This window comes from Streptomyces rishiriensis (assembly GCF_030815485.1).
In the GTDB taxonomy this organism is placed as follows: domain Bacteria; phylum Actinomycetota; class Actinomycetes; order Streptomycetales; family Streptomycetaceae; genus Streptomyces; species Streptomyces rishiriensis_A.
The window spans coordinates 7,682,990-7,698,218 of the sequence record NZ_JAUSWV010000002.1; the positions used below are offsets into that span (position 1 = coordinate 7,682,990).

The window sequence follows — 15,229 nt, forward strand, 5'->3', positions numbered from 1 at the left end:
GAAGAGCGGAAACCTCGGGGCCCGTACCGACCGGCATACGGACGCGCCCTCCCGCCGCCGCGTACGGCGCCCTCCCGCCGCCGCGCACCGCGCCCTTCCGTCGTCACGTACGGCGCCCTCCCGCTGTCGTGAACGGCGTTGTCAGTGGGCGCCTGTAAGTTCGTCGTTGTCGCCGCCGATCGGGCGCGGCAACCCCCCTGTGCTGCGCCGATTCGGCGTGCGGAGCCCTGTGCCGCAAAGGAGCTGGTGCGTTGTCCGACTGGGAGAATTCGAGTACGGCCCGGGTGGTGCCGCCCGCACGCCCCCGCAAGCTCGCCAAGGTCCCCTTCGTCGAACTGGCCGACGGACGCCTGCAGGGTGTGGTCTCCAGCGGCTCGGACATCGAGCGGGTGTACGTCTCGTCGGTCGCCGCCGGCACCTACGCCTTCGCGTGCAGCACCAACAACAACCGTCCCTGCGGCGGCGCGCGGGGCTCGTTCTGCAATCACATCCGCGCGCTGATCACCGAGGCCGCGCTCCAGTACGGCGCCGACCGCGTCGCCCGTTACCTGCGCGTCGAGCCGACGGGCGAGGAGCCCGACGCCGCCGCCCTCACCGCCGCGATGACCGGCGCCCACCCGTCGCAGGCGGACGGCAAGGCAGCCGCCGCACCGGTCTTCAGCCGGTTCCTGCGCCACCTGGCCTACCTGGAGCTGCCCCCGGTCACCACCCCGCTCCCGGAGCTCCAGTGGTTCCCGCCGACCCGGGCGGCGGACGCCCCGAAGACACCCCCGGGCGGGCACGGCACCAACGCGGGGGAGCGCGCCGACCTGTTCACCCCACCCGTCGAGGGACTGGCCGAGGCCCTGGCGGCGGTCGACGCCTTCGACCGGACCCTGGTCGCCGGTCTGCTGCGTCCGCGTCCCGAACGGGTCGACGATCTCACCGTGCTCGTCCGCGCCGTCGCGGGCAGCCCGCTGGCAGCCCGGGTCGCCGAGGCCGCCGGGAGGGCCGCGGCCGGAGCCGCGGGCGAAGACGACTTCGTCGCCCTCGCCGCCGCCCGCACCGCCCTGTTCGGTGCCGTGCACGACGGGCTCACGGTCGGCGTCGACGAGGTGACCGGCCGCACGCGCGAGGAGCGGACCGCCACGGCTCCCGCCGCACGCCCTGCGGTGAACCTGCTGGCAGCCGCCCGCACCTGGCTTTCGGACCTGGCCCGTACCGGATGGCAGGGCATCGACCACGAGCTGGCCGGCGGAGCGGCGCCCATCGTCTCGGCGATGCTGCCCGACCCCGAGCTGCGCCGTGCGGCCACCCTGCTCGACGGGTTCGCCGCCGAACTCGCCGCCTCCTGCCCCGGCGCGGCCCTGGACAGGATCCCCGCGCGCCGCTGGGGCGATCTGTGGGCCCGCGCCCTGCTGCTGACCATGCCGGGCGCCGCCGAGCGGCCCGCCGTCCGCGCCGCCACCGGCCGTCTGCTGCCGCTCGGCGTCGACCTGCACGAACACGGCACCGCCGCGCAGGCCCAGGTCCACGCCGTGTTCGAACCCGCCGACGGCTCCGCGCCCCGGCTGGTCCGCGCGAGCGTGTCCGTGCCCAAGCCCGACACCGTCGTCGCTGCGGGCGTCTGGCAGTTGCTGCGGCCGCACCTGTCGTTGCTCACCGCCCTCGGCGAAGGCCGGGCCATGGACCTCGACGCCATGCCCCTCACCGACGAGGGCGACCTCATCTGGGACGACACCCGCGCCCGTGCGGGCGAGCCCGCCGACGCCCTCGCCACCGCACGGGTCGTCCTGCCGACCCCCACCGCCCTGCCCACCGCACCCCTGGACCGCCACCCGGCACGCCTCGCCGAGCCGGTGTTCCTCGAGGGCTACACCCGCGGACAGGACGGCGACCTTCTCACCTTCACCGTGGCCGGACACGCGCTCCCCGTCGACACCGACCGCATCCCCACCGCGAGCCCGCTCACGCCCGAGGCCGTGGCGGCCTCCCGCGCCTGCGTCGGTCTGCTGCGCTGGGACGGCGGCGGCTTCCGCCTCCAGCCGCTGGCGGTGGAGACCACGGTGCGCAAGAAGGCCGTCGCGCTCCACGCGGGCGCGTGGGCCGGCGGCACCACCGACAAGAACGGCGTCCGGGCCGAGAAGGCCGCCACCGACGCCGTGACCGTCCTGCGCGAGCGAGCGGGAAGGCTGCTGCGGAAATGAGCGACCCCATGCCGGAAGCCGTCCCCGACGACAACCGCCGCCAGGTCCTCTACTGGCGGCTGCTGGCCCGCCTCTTCGACCCCGAGGAGCAGGCCGGTCTGGAGTCGGTGAGCCTCGCGGTCGTCGAGGACATCGGTCTGCCGCCCGCGCTGCTTGACCCGCGGACCTCCGTCGACTCGATCGTCCAGCGCCACCCGGAACTGGCCCCGGAGTTCGACGGGGTGATGGTTCCTGCCGCCGCCGCCACCACCGATACCGACACCGCCACCCCCGATACCACCACCCCCGACACCGCCACCCCCGATACCGACATGGCCACCGCCACCGGTACCAGCGACACGGACCCGGGCGCCGAGGCCGCCCCCGTGGCCGACGGCGACGGGCGTGATCGTGCGGCGGAGGTGCGGCGCGCGGCACTTGTCTCCAAGGTGCTGCTGAACGTCTTCTCCACCGGCTCGGGAGCCGTCGGTGCCGGACAGCTGTCCCGCTGGCAGAGCGACGCAGGCTGGCTGGAGCGCGCCCTGGGCCGCCGGCCGGGGGAGCTGCGCGGCGGCAGCGGCACGACGCCCGGCGCCGGCGAAGCCGTCCCCGGTCTCGGCCCGGAACTCGGCGCCATCGAAGCGGACCTCGTGCGGCGCATGCATCTGCGCGAAGTGCTCGCCGACCCCGAACTCGCCGCGCGGCTCACCCCGAGCATGTCGCTGGTCGAGCAGTTGCTGCGGGACAAGAGCAACCTCTCCGGGGTCGCCCTCGCCAACGCCAAGTCGCTGATCCGCCGCTTCGTCGACGAGGTCGCCGACGTGCTGCGCACGCAGGTGGAGAAGACCACGGTAGGCGCGCTCGACCGCTCGGTCCCGCCCAAGCGTGTGTACCGCAACCTCGACCTGGACCGCACGATCTGGAAGAACCTCACCAACTACAGCCCCGAAGAGGAACGCCTCTACGTCGACCGCCTCTACTACCGCCACACCGCCCGCAGAACGACACCGCAGCGGCTCGTCGTGGTCGTGGACCAGTCCGGCTCGATGGTCGACTCCATGGTCAACTGCACCATCCTGGCGTCGATCTTCGCCGGACTGCCCAAGGTGGACGTGCACCTCATCGCGTACGACACCCGCGCCATCGACCTCACCCCCTGGGTGCACGAGCCGTTCGAGGTGCTGCTGCGGACCAGGCTGGGCGGCGGGAACGACGGCCCCGTGGCCATGGCCATGGCCCGCCCCAAGATCGCCGAGCCCAGGAACACCGTGCTGGTGTGGATCTCGGACTTCTACGAGTTCGGCCGCTCCCAGCCGCTGTTCGAGGGCATCGAGGAAGTCCACCGCTCCGGCGTGAAGTTCATCCCCGTCGGCTCGGTGACCAGCTCCGGCCGGCAGGAGGTCAACCCCTGGTTCCGGGAGCGGTTCAAGACCCTCGGCACACCGGTGATCTCCGGCCACATCGACAAGCTCGTCCACGAACTCAAGACGTTCCTCACCTGACCCGCCCGTTTCCTGGAAAGGCCATCGGATGACCGACCTGCTGCGCGCCCCCGCCGAACTCAAGTACGCCGAGGAACTCGACTGGCTGGAGTCCGTCGACGACAGCCCCAAACCGTTCTCCTGGCGGCTGTCGCCGAAGATGGTCCGCCTGTTCGTCCTGGGCTCCGAGCGTGCCGACGGCCTCGACCGGGAGATCGCCCCGAAGTGGTTCGGCGACCGCAGCTTCGTCGAGCGCTCCATCGTCACCCTCGCCTCCGACCGCGGTCTGCTCCTCATCGGCGACCCCGGCACCGGCAAGAGCTGGCTGGCCGAGCTGCTGTCCGCCGCGATCTCCCGCAACTCCACGCTGGTCGTGCAGGGCACTGCGGGCACCACCGAGGACCACATCAAGTACTCGTGGAACGTCTCGATGGTCATCGCCAAGGGCCAGTCCCGCGAGTCGATGATCCCCTCGCCGATCATGACCGCGATGGAGACCGGCCAGATCGGCCGCTTCGAGGAACTCACCCGTTCCACCAGCGACGTCCAGGACGCGCTGATCTCGATCCTCTCCGAGAAGTACATCTCGGTTCCGGAGCTGGGCAGCGACCGGGACAGCGACAACATCGTGTTCGCCAAGCCCGGCTTCTCGGTCATCGCCACCGCCAACAGCCGGGACCGCGGCGTCAACGACCTCTCCTCGGCACTCAAGCGCCGCTTCAACTTCGTACGCATCCCGGTGGTGACGAACAAGAAGAGCGAGGCGGAGATCGTCCGCTTCCGCACCGAGGAACTGCTGCGCCGCCACCGGATCGAGCTGGAGGTCCCGCCGACCCTGCTGGACGTGCTGCTGCGCAGCTTCGCCGACCTGCGGGCCTCCTCGGCCGCCGCGGGCAGCGACGACGAGAAGCTGGAGTCCGCCCTGTCCACGGCCGAGCAGATCGGCGTCCTCGAGGACGCCGTCCTGCACAGCAACTTCTTCGGCGAGCGCGCCCTCACCGCCCACACCCTCGCCTCCTCCCTCGTCGGTTCCCTGGCCCGGCGCGCGCCGGAGGACCTCGCCATCCTCAACAAGTACCTGCACGGCGTCGTCGAACCGCGCAGCAAGGAGGAAGGGGGCTCCTGGCCGGAGTTCCTCGAGGGCGGCCGCGACGCGATCGCGACCCTCTCGTGACCGGGACCCCCGAGGGCACGTTCACCGCCCTGCGCACCCAGCTCCAGGACGCCGCCGCCGCCTTCGCCGACGGTCCCGCGGCGCTGGAGGGCATCCTGCGGGGCATCGTCGACGACGTCGAACGCGCGGTGAGCGAACCCCTGGAGATCTTCCCCGTCTGTCACCACTCACCGGCCTCGGCGATCGCCATGGCACGCCGGCTGCGTGAGAAGCAGCCGAAGGTGATCTACCTCGAGCTGTGCGAGGACATGGCGCCCCTCCTCACCGAGCTGCGCAACTGCCGGCTCCCGGTGGCGATCCAGTCCTTCGCGAGCGAGATCGAGGGCTTCCCCGCCGACTGGGCGCCGCTCTCGGTGGTCGCCCCGGTCACCGAGGCCTCCGCCGAATACCAGGTCATCGCCTACGCGCTCGACACCCCGGGCGTCGAACTCGTCCTGGTCGACCGCTCCTCGGACCATGTCTTCCAGTGGGAGACCGGACCCGACGGCGAAGGAGCCGGGTCGGCCGATCCCGACGCGCCCGAGGCGACGGAGCAGGCCGCCCTGCACGGCGACGCCGTCGGTGTGGAGATCGGCGGCCTGCGCCCGCGCTTCGCCGAACTGGAGGAGCACCTGCTGCGCCACGGCCGGGTACGGCACTGGTCGGAGTGGTGGCACCAGTACGTCGAACTGCCCCTCGGCGACAGCGACCACGACACCTACCGCCAGGTGATGCTCCTCATCGGCAGCCTCTTCCGGCGTCTCGCTCCCGGCGACCCCCGCAAGGTCCGGATCGACGAGGACCGCGAGCGGTACATGTGGACCCGGATGCGCGAGCACCTGGCCGCCACCGGCATCGATCCCGCCGACTGTCTTCATGTCTGCGGCGCCTTCCACGCCGCCAGCAGGGTCGCGGAGTTCGGGGTGCACGGCAGCGACACCTTCACCATCGGCCCGCCGAGCGGCACCACATGGCGGCACGGGCTGATCCCGTCCAGTCACGGCGCGATCGAGGCGCAGTTCGGACTCGCCGCGGGCTCGGTCTCCATCGCGGCGACGGAGTGGGCGAAGAACGTCCGGCGCACCGGCGTCCGCCCGTTCCGCCTGGAGGGCCAGGCAGGCACGAAGAAGAGCGCGAAGCCGAGGAAGGCCCTCGCCCCGACGGTCCCCGCGTCGGCCACTGGGGCCGCCGACCGGCTCACGGGCTTCCTCCAGCGGCCGCCCGCCCTGGACGCCCTCGACGAGGCCGAACTGCTCGGCTGGTCCGTCGAGATCGTGCGCGCCGCGCGCCGTAACGGCTACCTCGCCTCCACGGCCGACGCCATCGCCGTCTTCGAGACGTCGATCCTGCTGGCCGGGATGCGCGACCGCGCCAAGCCGACGCCCTACGACTTCCAGGACGCGGCCGTCACCTGCATCGAGAAGGACGCCGTACCGGGCCGGCGGGACGTGGGCCGGCTGGTCGAGATCATGATGGGCGGCGACCGCGTCGGCCAGGTCGGCTACGACGCGCTCCCGCCGCTGGCCCGCGACGTGCACGACCGGCTGGCACCACTGGATTTGAAGCTTCAGCAGCGCGGAGTGCAGCGCGCGCTGCTGGACATCGCCTCGCGGCCGGAACTCGCGCGCTGTTCCGACCTGTTGTGGATGCTGCGCCGGCTGCTGCCGCAGGGCGCGGCCCGGCCCATCATGGGCGAACGCCGCCTCGGCGAACACCCCATCCAGGAGTCCTGGGACCTGGCCCTGGGCACCCACCAGCGCGCCCTCATCGAGCTGGGCTACGAGGGCGTCAGCATCGAGCAGGTCCTCGAACAGCGGCTGCGGCGCGCCGCGTACGCCCCGCAGGCGACGGTGGCGCAGGTCCTGGAGGCAGTCGAGGACGCCACGCTCCATCTGCGCAGCCGCCGGCTCGCCGACGAACTCGGCAACCGGGCCCTGGAGGTCCTGGCGAGCGAGCGCGACGTCGACGGCGCGCCGGAGGTGCTGCGCCGGGTGCGCCGGCTGCTGGCCCACTACCGCACCGCCGAACCGGTGCTCCCGCCCTGGATCGAGTCGTTCGTCAAGACCGGCTACGCGCACTACTGCACCCTGCTGCCGACGGCGTTCACCGACGACGACGCGACCGTCCGCCAGGTCGCGGCGATGCTGGGCTTCCTGTTCGGCATGGAGGGCCTGGCGCTGTCCCTGGGCTGCGACCGCACCCAGCTCGAACTCGCCCTCGCCCAGTCCCACCCGACCGAGCCGTCCCGCACCGCGCTGCTGTGGGCGGCACAGACCCACCTGGGCACCCTGCCGAGGGCCGCCCTGCGGGAGCGCTGCGCGGAACTGCTCGGCAACCCGCTGGTGGTGCCCGCCTACCCGCGGTACCTCAGCGGGTTCGTGCACGCCCTGGAACCGGTTCCGGGCCTGGCCGACTTCGTCGTCGAGGCCGTGTCGAACGCGTTCGCCCGGCTTCCGGACGCGGTGCTGCTTCCCTGGCTCCCGACGCTCATCAGTACGCTGCGGGCCGGCGGCGCCGAACACGCGCCGCTGCTGATCCGCGAGGCGGGCCGGGTCTTCCCCGCCCGGCTCGCCGAACTGGACGCGTGGGTACCGCCGTGGCGCTTGCCGCTCGAACCGCGGGGTCTGCCGGTGGAGTCGGAGGCCGACACCGGGGGCGGTCTGCCGCTCCTCGCCGCGCACCCGGTGGCCTGCGACGCGCTGGCGGACCTGCTGGGCTGCGAGGGGACGTGGGAGAGCCCCGATGCCGGGTCGCGCGGAGCGGCCCTGCTCGCCCGGTATCCGCAGACCGCGCGGGCGTTGGAGGCGCTGCAGGCTGTCAGCTGACCGGCAGAGCCCTCACCAGGGCACGCAGGGTGCTCTCGGCCAGGGCCGGGTTGGCGGCGGCGTGGAAGGCGAGCTCCTCGTCGTCGAGGAGTTCCGCCAGCAGGGAGGGCGGCAGGTTCGGGTGACGGGCGAACGCCGCCCGGACGGCGGGTTCGGGGTCCCGGGTGAGGCGCGCCACGGTGGCCGACGGGGTCCCGGGATCGCGGGCGGCGAGAGCCCGGACGGCGGGATCCTCGTCGTCGGCGTGGGCGGCCAGCCCGTACGTCGGGAAGCCGGGCCGGGTGACGAGGTGGGCGCGCTCGCTCCCGGTGTACTCCAGGAAGCTGCGCAGCAGGAGGGCCGCCGGGACGTGCGGTTGGTTCTGGGCCAGCAGGACGCGGACGCCGAGGTCGTCGTCGGCGGCGAGCCGGGCCACGAGGTCGGGCGGCAGGGTGCGCTCCCGCGCCGCCTTCCGGCGCAGCACCGGGTGACCGGACAGCGCGTCCCGGCGGACGGCCTCGGGGTCTCGCGGGAACAGCCGCTCGGGGTAGAAGCAGAACGGCCCGTCCAGGGGGACCTCGTAGTCGATCGCGGCCCGTTCCTCCTCGGTCCACGCGGGGTGCAGGGACACGGACAGCCGGACCCCCGGGTCGGGATCGGCCGCGAGGACGCGGAGCTCGTCGTGGTCGAGGTCGCGGTGGCGGGCCACCGTCCGGCGTACCTCGGGTTCGGGATCGGCGACCAGCGCGCGGCGTTCGACGGGACCGAGGTCCGTGCGGCGCGCGATGTGCCACCGGACCTCGGGGTCGGGATCGCCGGCCAGCAGGACCACGACGTCGGGCGGGAGACTCGGGTTGGCCGCGATCATCTGTCGGTCCGCGGGACCGGCCGGAGCGGTGAGCACGCTGTCCACGACGGCCCGGCTGAGGGCGTCGTGGAGCAGTGCGCCGGCGCGGGCGTGGCAGGACCGGTCGGGCAGCACGCTCTCCACCCACACCGGATCTTCGTGGCGCAGCCGGTGCCGCGCCCGCCTGCGCACCTCGTCGTCGGGGTCCGCCAGCAGCGCGGCCCGCGTCTTCGCGTCCTGCCATCCCCACATGTCGACCCCCCAGGCGCGGACCTTCGCGTCCGGATGCGTGGCCATGGAGCGGCGCAGCGTGAGGGAGAACTGCCGGTAGAAGGTGCCGCCCAGGTGCTCCGGATCGAAGGTGTTCATCATGCGGACGACGGCGTCGTCGGGCAGCGGCCGGGGCTCGGCGGGGGCGGTCACCCGGGGCGCCTCGGCGAGGTGGGCGTGCACGAACCAGTGCGGATCGTCCACCAGTCGCACCCGCTGGGCCGGGGCGACGTGCGGATTGCGGGCGAAGAAGCTGCGGGTGCGGTGGTCGGGATGTCCGATGACGGCGTCGACGACCGCCTCGGGCAGCACCCGGTCACGGCACAGCACCATCCGTACGGCGAGTGGCGCGTTCGCCAGCAGATGCAGCAGGACGTCCTGCGGAGCCGAGGGGTTCAGGGCGACTCCGGCCAGGCGCCGGGTGGCGTGATCGGCGTCCTCCCAGATCTGCTCGGGTGTCGGCATGCGTGGAATCCCCCCAGGTCACGACCGGGCCCCCTGTCGAGGACAGGGGGCCCGTGACCTTAACCGCCCGGCCGGATGGAGGGCCAGGAGTCCGTGCTACCGGCGCCGGTAGCCGACCGTGAGGACGCCGTTGACCTTGGCCGGGGCGGCACTGCCGTAGACCACCTCCCCGCCGGACTTCTTCCAGATCTTGACGAGGAAGGTGTCCGGGCTGTCCGTCACCGTGACGCGGAAGCCGTAGCCGCTCTTGCCGCCGACCGTGCCCGAGCCCTCGAGGACGGCCGTGGAGCCGGAGACGACGAGCCAGTCGAGGCCGGTGGAGCGGAACTTGACGTGGGCCTGCTTGAAGTCGAAGGCGACTCCTCCGGCCGGGGCGGCGGCCCCCGGCAGGTAACCGGCCGTGAGCGAGAAGAACGCCGGACCCGTCAGCTTCGGACCCGCCTTGGCGGTGACGGTGCCCGCGCCCACCACCGGTCCGGCGGCCCGGTCGTACACGATCAGCTCGGGGAGCGTCGTGGTGGCCGAGGCGCCGTCGTCGTCGGTGACGGTGATCACCGGACGGTGGATGCCCGCCGAGGTGTAGGTGTGCTCGGCACGGCAGCCGGACGCGGCGACCGTGCCGGTGGTCGGCTTGCCGCCGTCCTTCCAGTCGATCACGCAGGTGTGGGTGTCACCGGCGCCCGGGTCTCCGAAGCGGACGGTGACGGCCGTACCGCGGCCGGCCGGCACCGGGCCCGAGGGGCCGGTGGCGGACGTGATGGCGGGGGGCGCGTTCGTCACCGTCACCACGGCCGTGTCGGTGCTGCGACCGCCGGTCAGGGTGAGGGTGTAGGCGCCGTCGTCGGTGCAGGTGACCGTGGTGCGGGCGGCGGCGGGGTCCTCGACCGTGCAGGGCGCGCCCTTCTCGACGCTCCATCGTGCGCCGCCCGCCCCGGAGACCGTGCCGCCGATCGTGATCGCGGCGCCTTCGACGCCCTCGGCATCCGGACCGGCGTGGACGATGCTGACCGGGTCGACGCTCGTGAGGGTGGGCACCACCTTCTCGATCAGGCCGTCGGCGTCGAACTCCAGCTTGTCGACGGTGGTTTCGCGGTGGGTGCCGTCACCGCCGGGGATGGCGAAGCGGTGGTAGGCGATGTACCAGTCGTCCGTTCCCGGCACCTGGACGACCGAGTGGTGGCCGGTGCCCTTGATGCCGAGGGAGAGGTCCTTCTCCAGGATCACGCCGCGCTCGGTCCAGGGGCCGGTGGGCGAGGGGCCGGTGGCGTAGGCGACGCGGTAGTTCTCGTCCCGGGTGTCGTTCTCCGACCACATGAAGTAGTAGGTGCCCTGGCGCTTGACGACGAAGCTGCCCTCGTTGTAGCCGCTCGGGGTGATGTCGGTGATCTTCGAGGCGTCGAAGGAGACCATGTCGTCGCCGAGCGGGACGACATAGGCGTGGCCGTTGCCCCAGTAGAGGTACGACCGGCCGTCGTCGTCGGTGAAGACCGCCGGGTCGATCATCTGGCCGCTGTACTGGCCGGCCTTGAGCAGCGGCTTGCCGAGGGCGTCGGTGAACGGGCCGGTGGGCGAGTCGGAGACGGCGACACCGATGTTGGCGTCGGCGCAGAAGTAGAAGTAGTACTTCCCGTTCCTCTCGGCGATCGCCGGCGCCCACGCCCTGCTGTCCGCCCAGCTCACGTCCGGCCCCAGGTCGAGGATGACACCGTGGTCCGTCCAGTGCACCAGGTCGGTCGACGAGTACGCCTTGAACTGCGTACCGCTCCAGCCCTCGAAGCCGTCGGTCGTCGGGTACAGGTAGAAGGTGTCGCCGAAGCGCACGATGTTCGGGTCGGCGTCGAGACCCGGCAGCACCGGGCTCTTCATGACCAGCGCCGACACGGTCCAGGTGCGCCTGGTGCCGTCCGAGCCGGTCACCTCGTACGTCACCGGCTTGCTGAAGTCGTGCACGCTGCCCGAGGCGGGGCTGATCGCCGCGCCGTGGGCGAGGGTGAACTCCGGTGCCAGCGCGGTGAGGTCGGTGCCCTCCTCGAGCGGCAGCGTGATCTTGCCGTGCGCGTTGTCGAGGAGTGCGTCGACCTTCAGCGCGGGGTGCGTGGCCTTGGCGACGCCCGCGGTGTTGCCGCTGAGCTCCATGACCTCCGCGGCCGACAGGGCCCGGTCGTAGACGCGGAAGTCGTCGACCTCGCCGCCGAAGTACGGGTCGGCCGCGTACAGGGAACGCCCGATGTAGCCGGAGTAGTCCTTGTTCGCGTCGTACAGCTCGGACGGCTTGACGGTGGTCGTCGTGCGGGCCGCCTCGACTCCGTCGACGTAGAGGACCATCACGCCGGTCGAGCCGTCGAGGGTGACCGTGACGTGCCGCCACTCGCCGGGGGTGAGCTGTGAGCCGGCCGTCAGCTTCGACTCGGCCGACCAACTCGCCTTCGTGATGGCGGAGTACAGGCTGGAGCCGCCGTTGGAGGGGGTGGCGAAGAGGTACTTGTCGCTGTCGGGGCCGAGCCCGAACAGCCACTGGAAGGAGGAGCCGCCCTTCCACTTGGCGTACGTGGAGACGGTGACGCTGCCGGCGCCCTTGAGCACGCCGTTCGGGATCTTGACGTACGGGGAGGTGGCGGTGTCGCCGGACATCTTGAACGAGCCGCCGTCCACGCCGGTCCCGAACGCGGGCGTGCGGACGTAGGTGCCGTGGTTGCCGTGGCCGCTGGAGTCGACGGCTGTGTTGCCGGACGTCTCGTCGAAGCCGTAGTGCAGCAGCAGGTCGGCGGGCACGTCGGCGCCCTCCTCGGAGACCGTCACACGGGCCCGGACGGGAAGTGCGGCGCCGTCGGGCAGGCTTCCGGTCACCGTGAACGTGCCGGCCTGCGCGTACGCGGAGGCCGGGACGTCGTCCCAGGCCACCGTGACCGGGCGGGCGACACCGTCGGCGTAGGTGGCGATCACGGTCGCGGGCAGCACCGGGGCCTGGCCGATCCGCGTCTTCACCGACACGTCCTCGACGCTCTCGACCAGCTGGTCCGGCTGGTAGGCGCGCAGCAGCCGGTCGTACTCGGCCTGGGTGACCGGCAGGACGGTGCCGTGCCGGGGCCTGGCCGGCAGGTCGTAGTCGGTGGACGGGGTCCAGACGCCGGAGGCGAGGTCCGTGGTCTCGAACGGGAGGTAGCCGCGGCCGCCGAACTCGTCGAGGAACGCGTACCACTTCTCCTCGGTGTTGGACTTGAACACCAGCGGCCCCTCGGCCGCGTTCATCGCGCCCTTGCCGATGCCCTCGGCGACCGCGTCCCAGGAGAGGTTCAGCAGCGAGTCGCTCTTCTCCTCGAAGATGAACTTGCTGTTGGGGGTGGAGGAGGTGTTGTTGCGCTCGTCCTTCGACAGGCGGAAGTACGTGCCGTCGTGCTGGATGACCGTGGAGTCGATGACCGAGTAGCCGCGGTCGATCCACACCTTGGGCTCGCTGAACGTGTAGAAGTCGCGGGTCGTGGCGTACATCATCCGGTTGTACGTGTCGCCGGAGTGCGCCGCGTTGTCGTAGAGCTTCGACGCCCAGAAGACCACGTACTCGCCGAGGTCGGTGTCGTAGTACGCCTCGGGCGCCCAGGTGTTGCCGGCGCTGTCGGGGGAGACCTTCACCAGGCGCTGGTCCGTCCAGTGGACGAGGTCGGTGGACTCCCAGACCATGATGGACTTGCTGCCGGTGCGCTGGGCGGCGTCCCAGTCGCCGTTGCCGTAGATCCTGAGATCGGTGGCGATCTGGTAGAACTTGTCGCCCTCGGGGGAGCGGATGATGAACGGGTCGCGCAGACCCCGCTCACCGAGGGTGGAGGTCAGGACGGGCTGCTCGTCGTTGAGCTCCCGCCACTTCAGCGGGTCGTTGCCCTTGCTGAGCGCGGCGTAGAGCTGCTCGCCGTCGGCTGTGCCCTCGCCGGTGAAGTAGCTGAACATGTAGCCCTCGAGGGCTTCCCTGACGGGGAGTTCGGGAACCTTCGCCGTGAACACCCGGGTCGCCTTCGCCGCGCCCTTGATGACCGTCGCGGTCAGGTCGACGGCGGCGGCGCCGCTTCCGTGCGCGGGGCGGTGGACCACGCCGTCGGCCGAGACGACGTCCGCTCGCGCGGAGGCCCAGGTGACGTCGGTGCCGTAGGCGCCGGTCGCCGGAAGGCCGAGGTTGCCGCGCACGTCCTCGAGGTTGTGGACCGTGAGGGCGTCGGCGGCCTGCCGGGCGGCGGTCGCGTCGTCGAAGGCGGCGAGGACCGTGACGTCGAACGACTTGGTGGCCGTGACCGTCCCCTTCCTGAGGGTCGCGGTGAGCGTGGCGTGGCCGTCGGGCTCGCCCGCGGCGGGGCGGGTCACCTTGCCCGCGTCCGACACCAGGGCGGTGTCGTCGCTGGCCCAGCTGATCGTGGCGCCGCCGGCCGTGCCGGTCGTCGGCAGGTCCAGGTCGGCGACGACGGCGCCGGTGTCCCCGAGGTCCAGGGCGGCCTTGTCGTCGGCGACGCCCTGCGTGGCCACGGGGAGGGCGAGCTGCTCCACGTCCGAGGCGGACAGCGCGTGGTCGTACACCCGGAAGTCGCGGAGGTCGCCCTTGAAGAGCTTGTCGCCGGAGTACACCGACTTGCCGAGGTAGTTGGCGGTGGTGATGCCGGAGCCGATGGCGCCGGGCGTGATGGTGACCGACGTGTTGCGGGCGACCTCGACGCCGTCCTCGTACAGCACGCCGGTGGTGCCGGACTGCGTGTAGGTGAGGTGCTTCCACACCGAGCGCGTCAGGTTGTGGGAGTCGGCGGGCCTGGTGGTCTGTTCCGTCGACCAGTTGCCGGTGGCGATCGAGGTGCGCAGCGAGTTGCCCGTGGTGAACAGGTAGCCGTTGCCGTTGCTGCCGCTGGAGTTGCCGAAGCCGTACAGGAAGTACGGCGTGGACTGGGCGGCGTCGATGCGCACGTCCATGGCGACGCTGATCGCGTCCATGTCCTTCAGGACGTCGTTCGGCATCTTGACGTAGGTGTCGGTGCCGTTGAAGGCGAGACCCTGGCCGGTGGACGACCAGCCGGCGGTGCCGGCCACCGTGGCGTCGCGGCCGTGGCCGGAGGCGTCGGTGACCGTGGTGCCGGACGTGGCGTCCAGTTTGTACCAGAGGGCCAGGCCGTCGGTGACGTCGGCGGCCTCGCCGGCCTGGACCGGGGTGGCCGCCCCGGCGAGGCCGACGAGCAGGGACGTGGCGGTCAGTGCGGCCAGTCGCCCGGCCCCCCGTCTCGCACGGTCGCCGAGTCGATGTCTGTGCGTCATGGGGGGACCGCCGTTTCAACCGTGTGACGTGATGTTGCGAGAGTGTCAAACGGTGTTCATGGCCGCGTCAAGAGTTCTCGAACAATGTCCGACAGGTCGAACAAGCTGGGGTGGGTCGCAAGGCCCTCTGTGCAGCGCCGTGTTGACGATTCCAGCCATGCGGTGAGCGCCCACCACCAGTGCAGGGCGGCCGGTGGGCCGTCACCGTCCGCCAGGGACGCCGAGGTGATCTGCGGAGCCGGCCGAGCCGGTGGCGGACGGTGTCGGAGTGGGTGAACAGCGCCGCAGCGGTCTATGGGCATCCGCAACGCCCTGGACTACACCGGCGACTCGCTCAGCCGGACCGCCGCCATCCACCGGATCCTCGACTCGAGCGCGGGCCCGCTGATCGCCGTACGCCTCGACGTCCTCACCCGCAAGACCCTCGGCGGCCTCCAGTCCGGCCTCTGCGGCCGCGTCCTCGACGCCGCAGGGAACCTGTGCCCGGTCTGTACGCGGCCGGAGAGGCCGCCGGCTTCGGCGGTGGCGGAATCCCCGGCTACCGCTTCCTCGAGGGCACGTTCCTCGGCGGCTGCCTGTTCTCCGGGCGCCAGGCGGGACGGGCAGCGGCCGCGGCGACCGCGGGACCTGACCCGGCGTCGAACGCAGTCGAATGTAGTCGGACACGGTCCGATCGAGCGAGACATGCGCCGAGTGGCCCGACTCACATGGCCAACCAGGTCACGCACCGACACGATGGTCCTCGTCACCGCCAGGCTGAA

6 protein-coding genes and 2 pseudogenes are annotated in these 15,229 nt (G+C 71.9%); 6 read left to right on the top strand and 2 right to left on the bottom strand.

From position 1 onward, the window contains the following. Positions 1-251: 251 nt before the first annotated feature. From QF030_RS36510 to QF030_RS36530, 5 genes and pseudogenes are all read left to right on the top strand, one after another. Positions 252-749: pseudogene (locus tag QF030_RS36510) on the top strand (hypothetical protein); the annotation flags it as partial. A gap of 60 nt (positions 750-809) precedes the next feature. Beyond that, positions 810-2,186, top strand: a complete 1,377-nt coding sequence (locus QF030_RS36515) for a hypothetical protein (protein WP_307167819.1) — start codon at positions 810-812, stop codon at positions 2,184-2,186. A gap of 8 nt (positions 2,187-2,194) precedes the next feature. Beyond that, positions 2,195-3,667: a VWA domain-containing protein gene (locus QF030_RS36520; protein WP_307166839.1), complete on the top strand. Its 1,473-nt coding sequence runs from the start codon at positions 2,195-2,197 to the stop codon at positions 3,665-3,667. A 28-nt stretch (positions 3,668-3,695) separates the two neighbouring features. Beyond that, positions 3,696-4,820: an ATP-binding protein gene (locus QF030_RS36525; RefSeq protein ID WP_307166840.1), complete on the top strand. Its 1,125-nt coding sequence runs from the start codon at positions 3,696-3,698 to the stop codon at positions 4,818-4,820. Further along, positions 4,817-7,624 (top strand): DUF5682 family protein, encoded by a 2,808-nt coding sequence (locus QF030_RS36530; RefSeq protein ID WP_307166841.1) that lies wholly within the window; start codon positions 4,817-4,819, stop codon positions 7,622-7,624. The genes QF030_RS36525 and QF030_RS36530 overlap by 4 nt, the downstream gene beginning before the upstream one ends. Here QF030_RS36530 and QF030_RS36535 read toward each other — a convergent pair. Both QF030_RS36535 and QF030_RS36540 read right to left on the bottom strand, forming a co-directional pair. After that, positions 7,617-9,185, bottom strand: a complete 1,569-nt coding sequence (locus QF030_RS36535) for a hypothetical protein (RefSeq protein ID WP_307166842.1) — start codon at positions 9,183-9,185, stop codon at positions 7,617-7,619. The genes QF030_RS36530 and QF030_RS36535 overlap by 8 nt on opposite strands. A gap of 96 nt (positions 9,186-9,281) precedes the next feature. Then, positions 9,282-14,468, bottom strand: a complete 5,187-nt coding sequence (locus tag QF030_RS36540; RefSeq protein ID WP_307166843.1) for a family 43 glycosylhydrolase — start codon at positions 14,466-14,468, stop codon at positions 9,282-9,284. A gap of 300 nt (positions 14,469-14,768) precedes the next feature. Between QF030_RS36540 and QF030_RS36545 the strand changes: the two are divergent. Beyond that, positions 14,769-15,091, top strand: a pseudogene (locus QF030_RS36545) (FAD-binding protein); the annotation flags it as partial. Between the last annotated feature and the right edge of the window lie 138 nt (positions 15,092-15,229).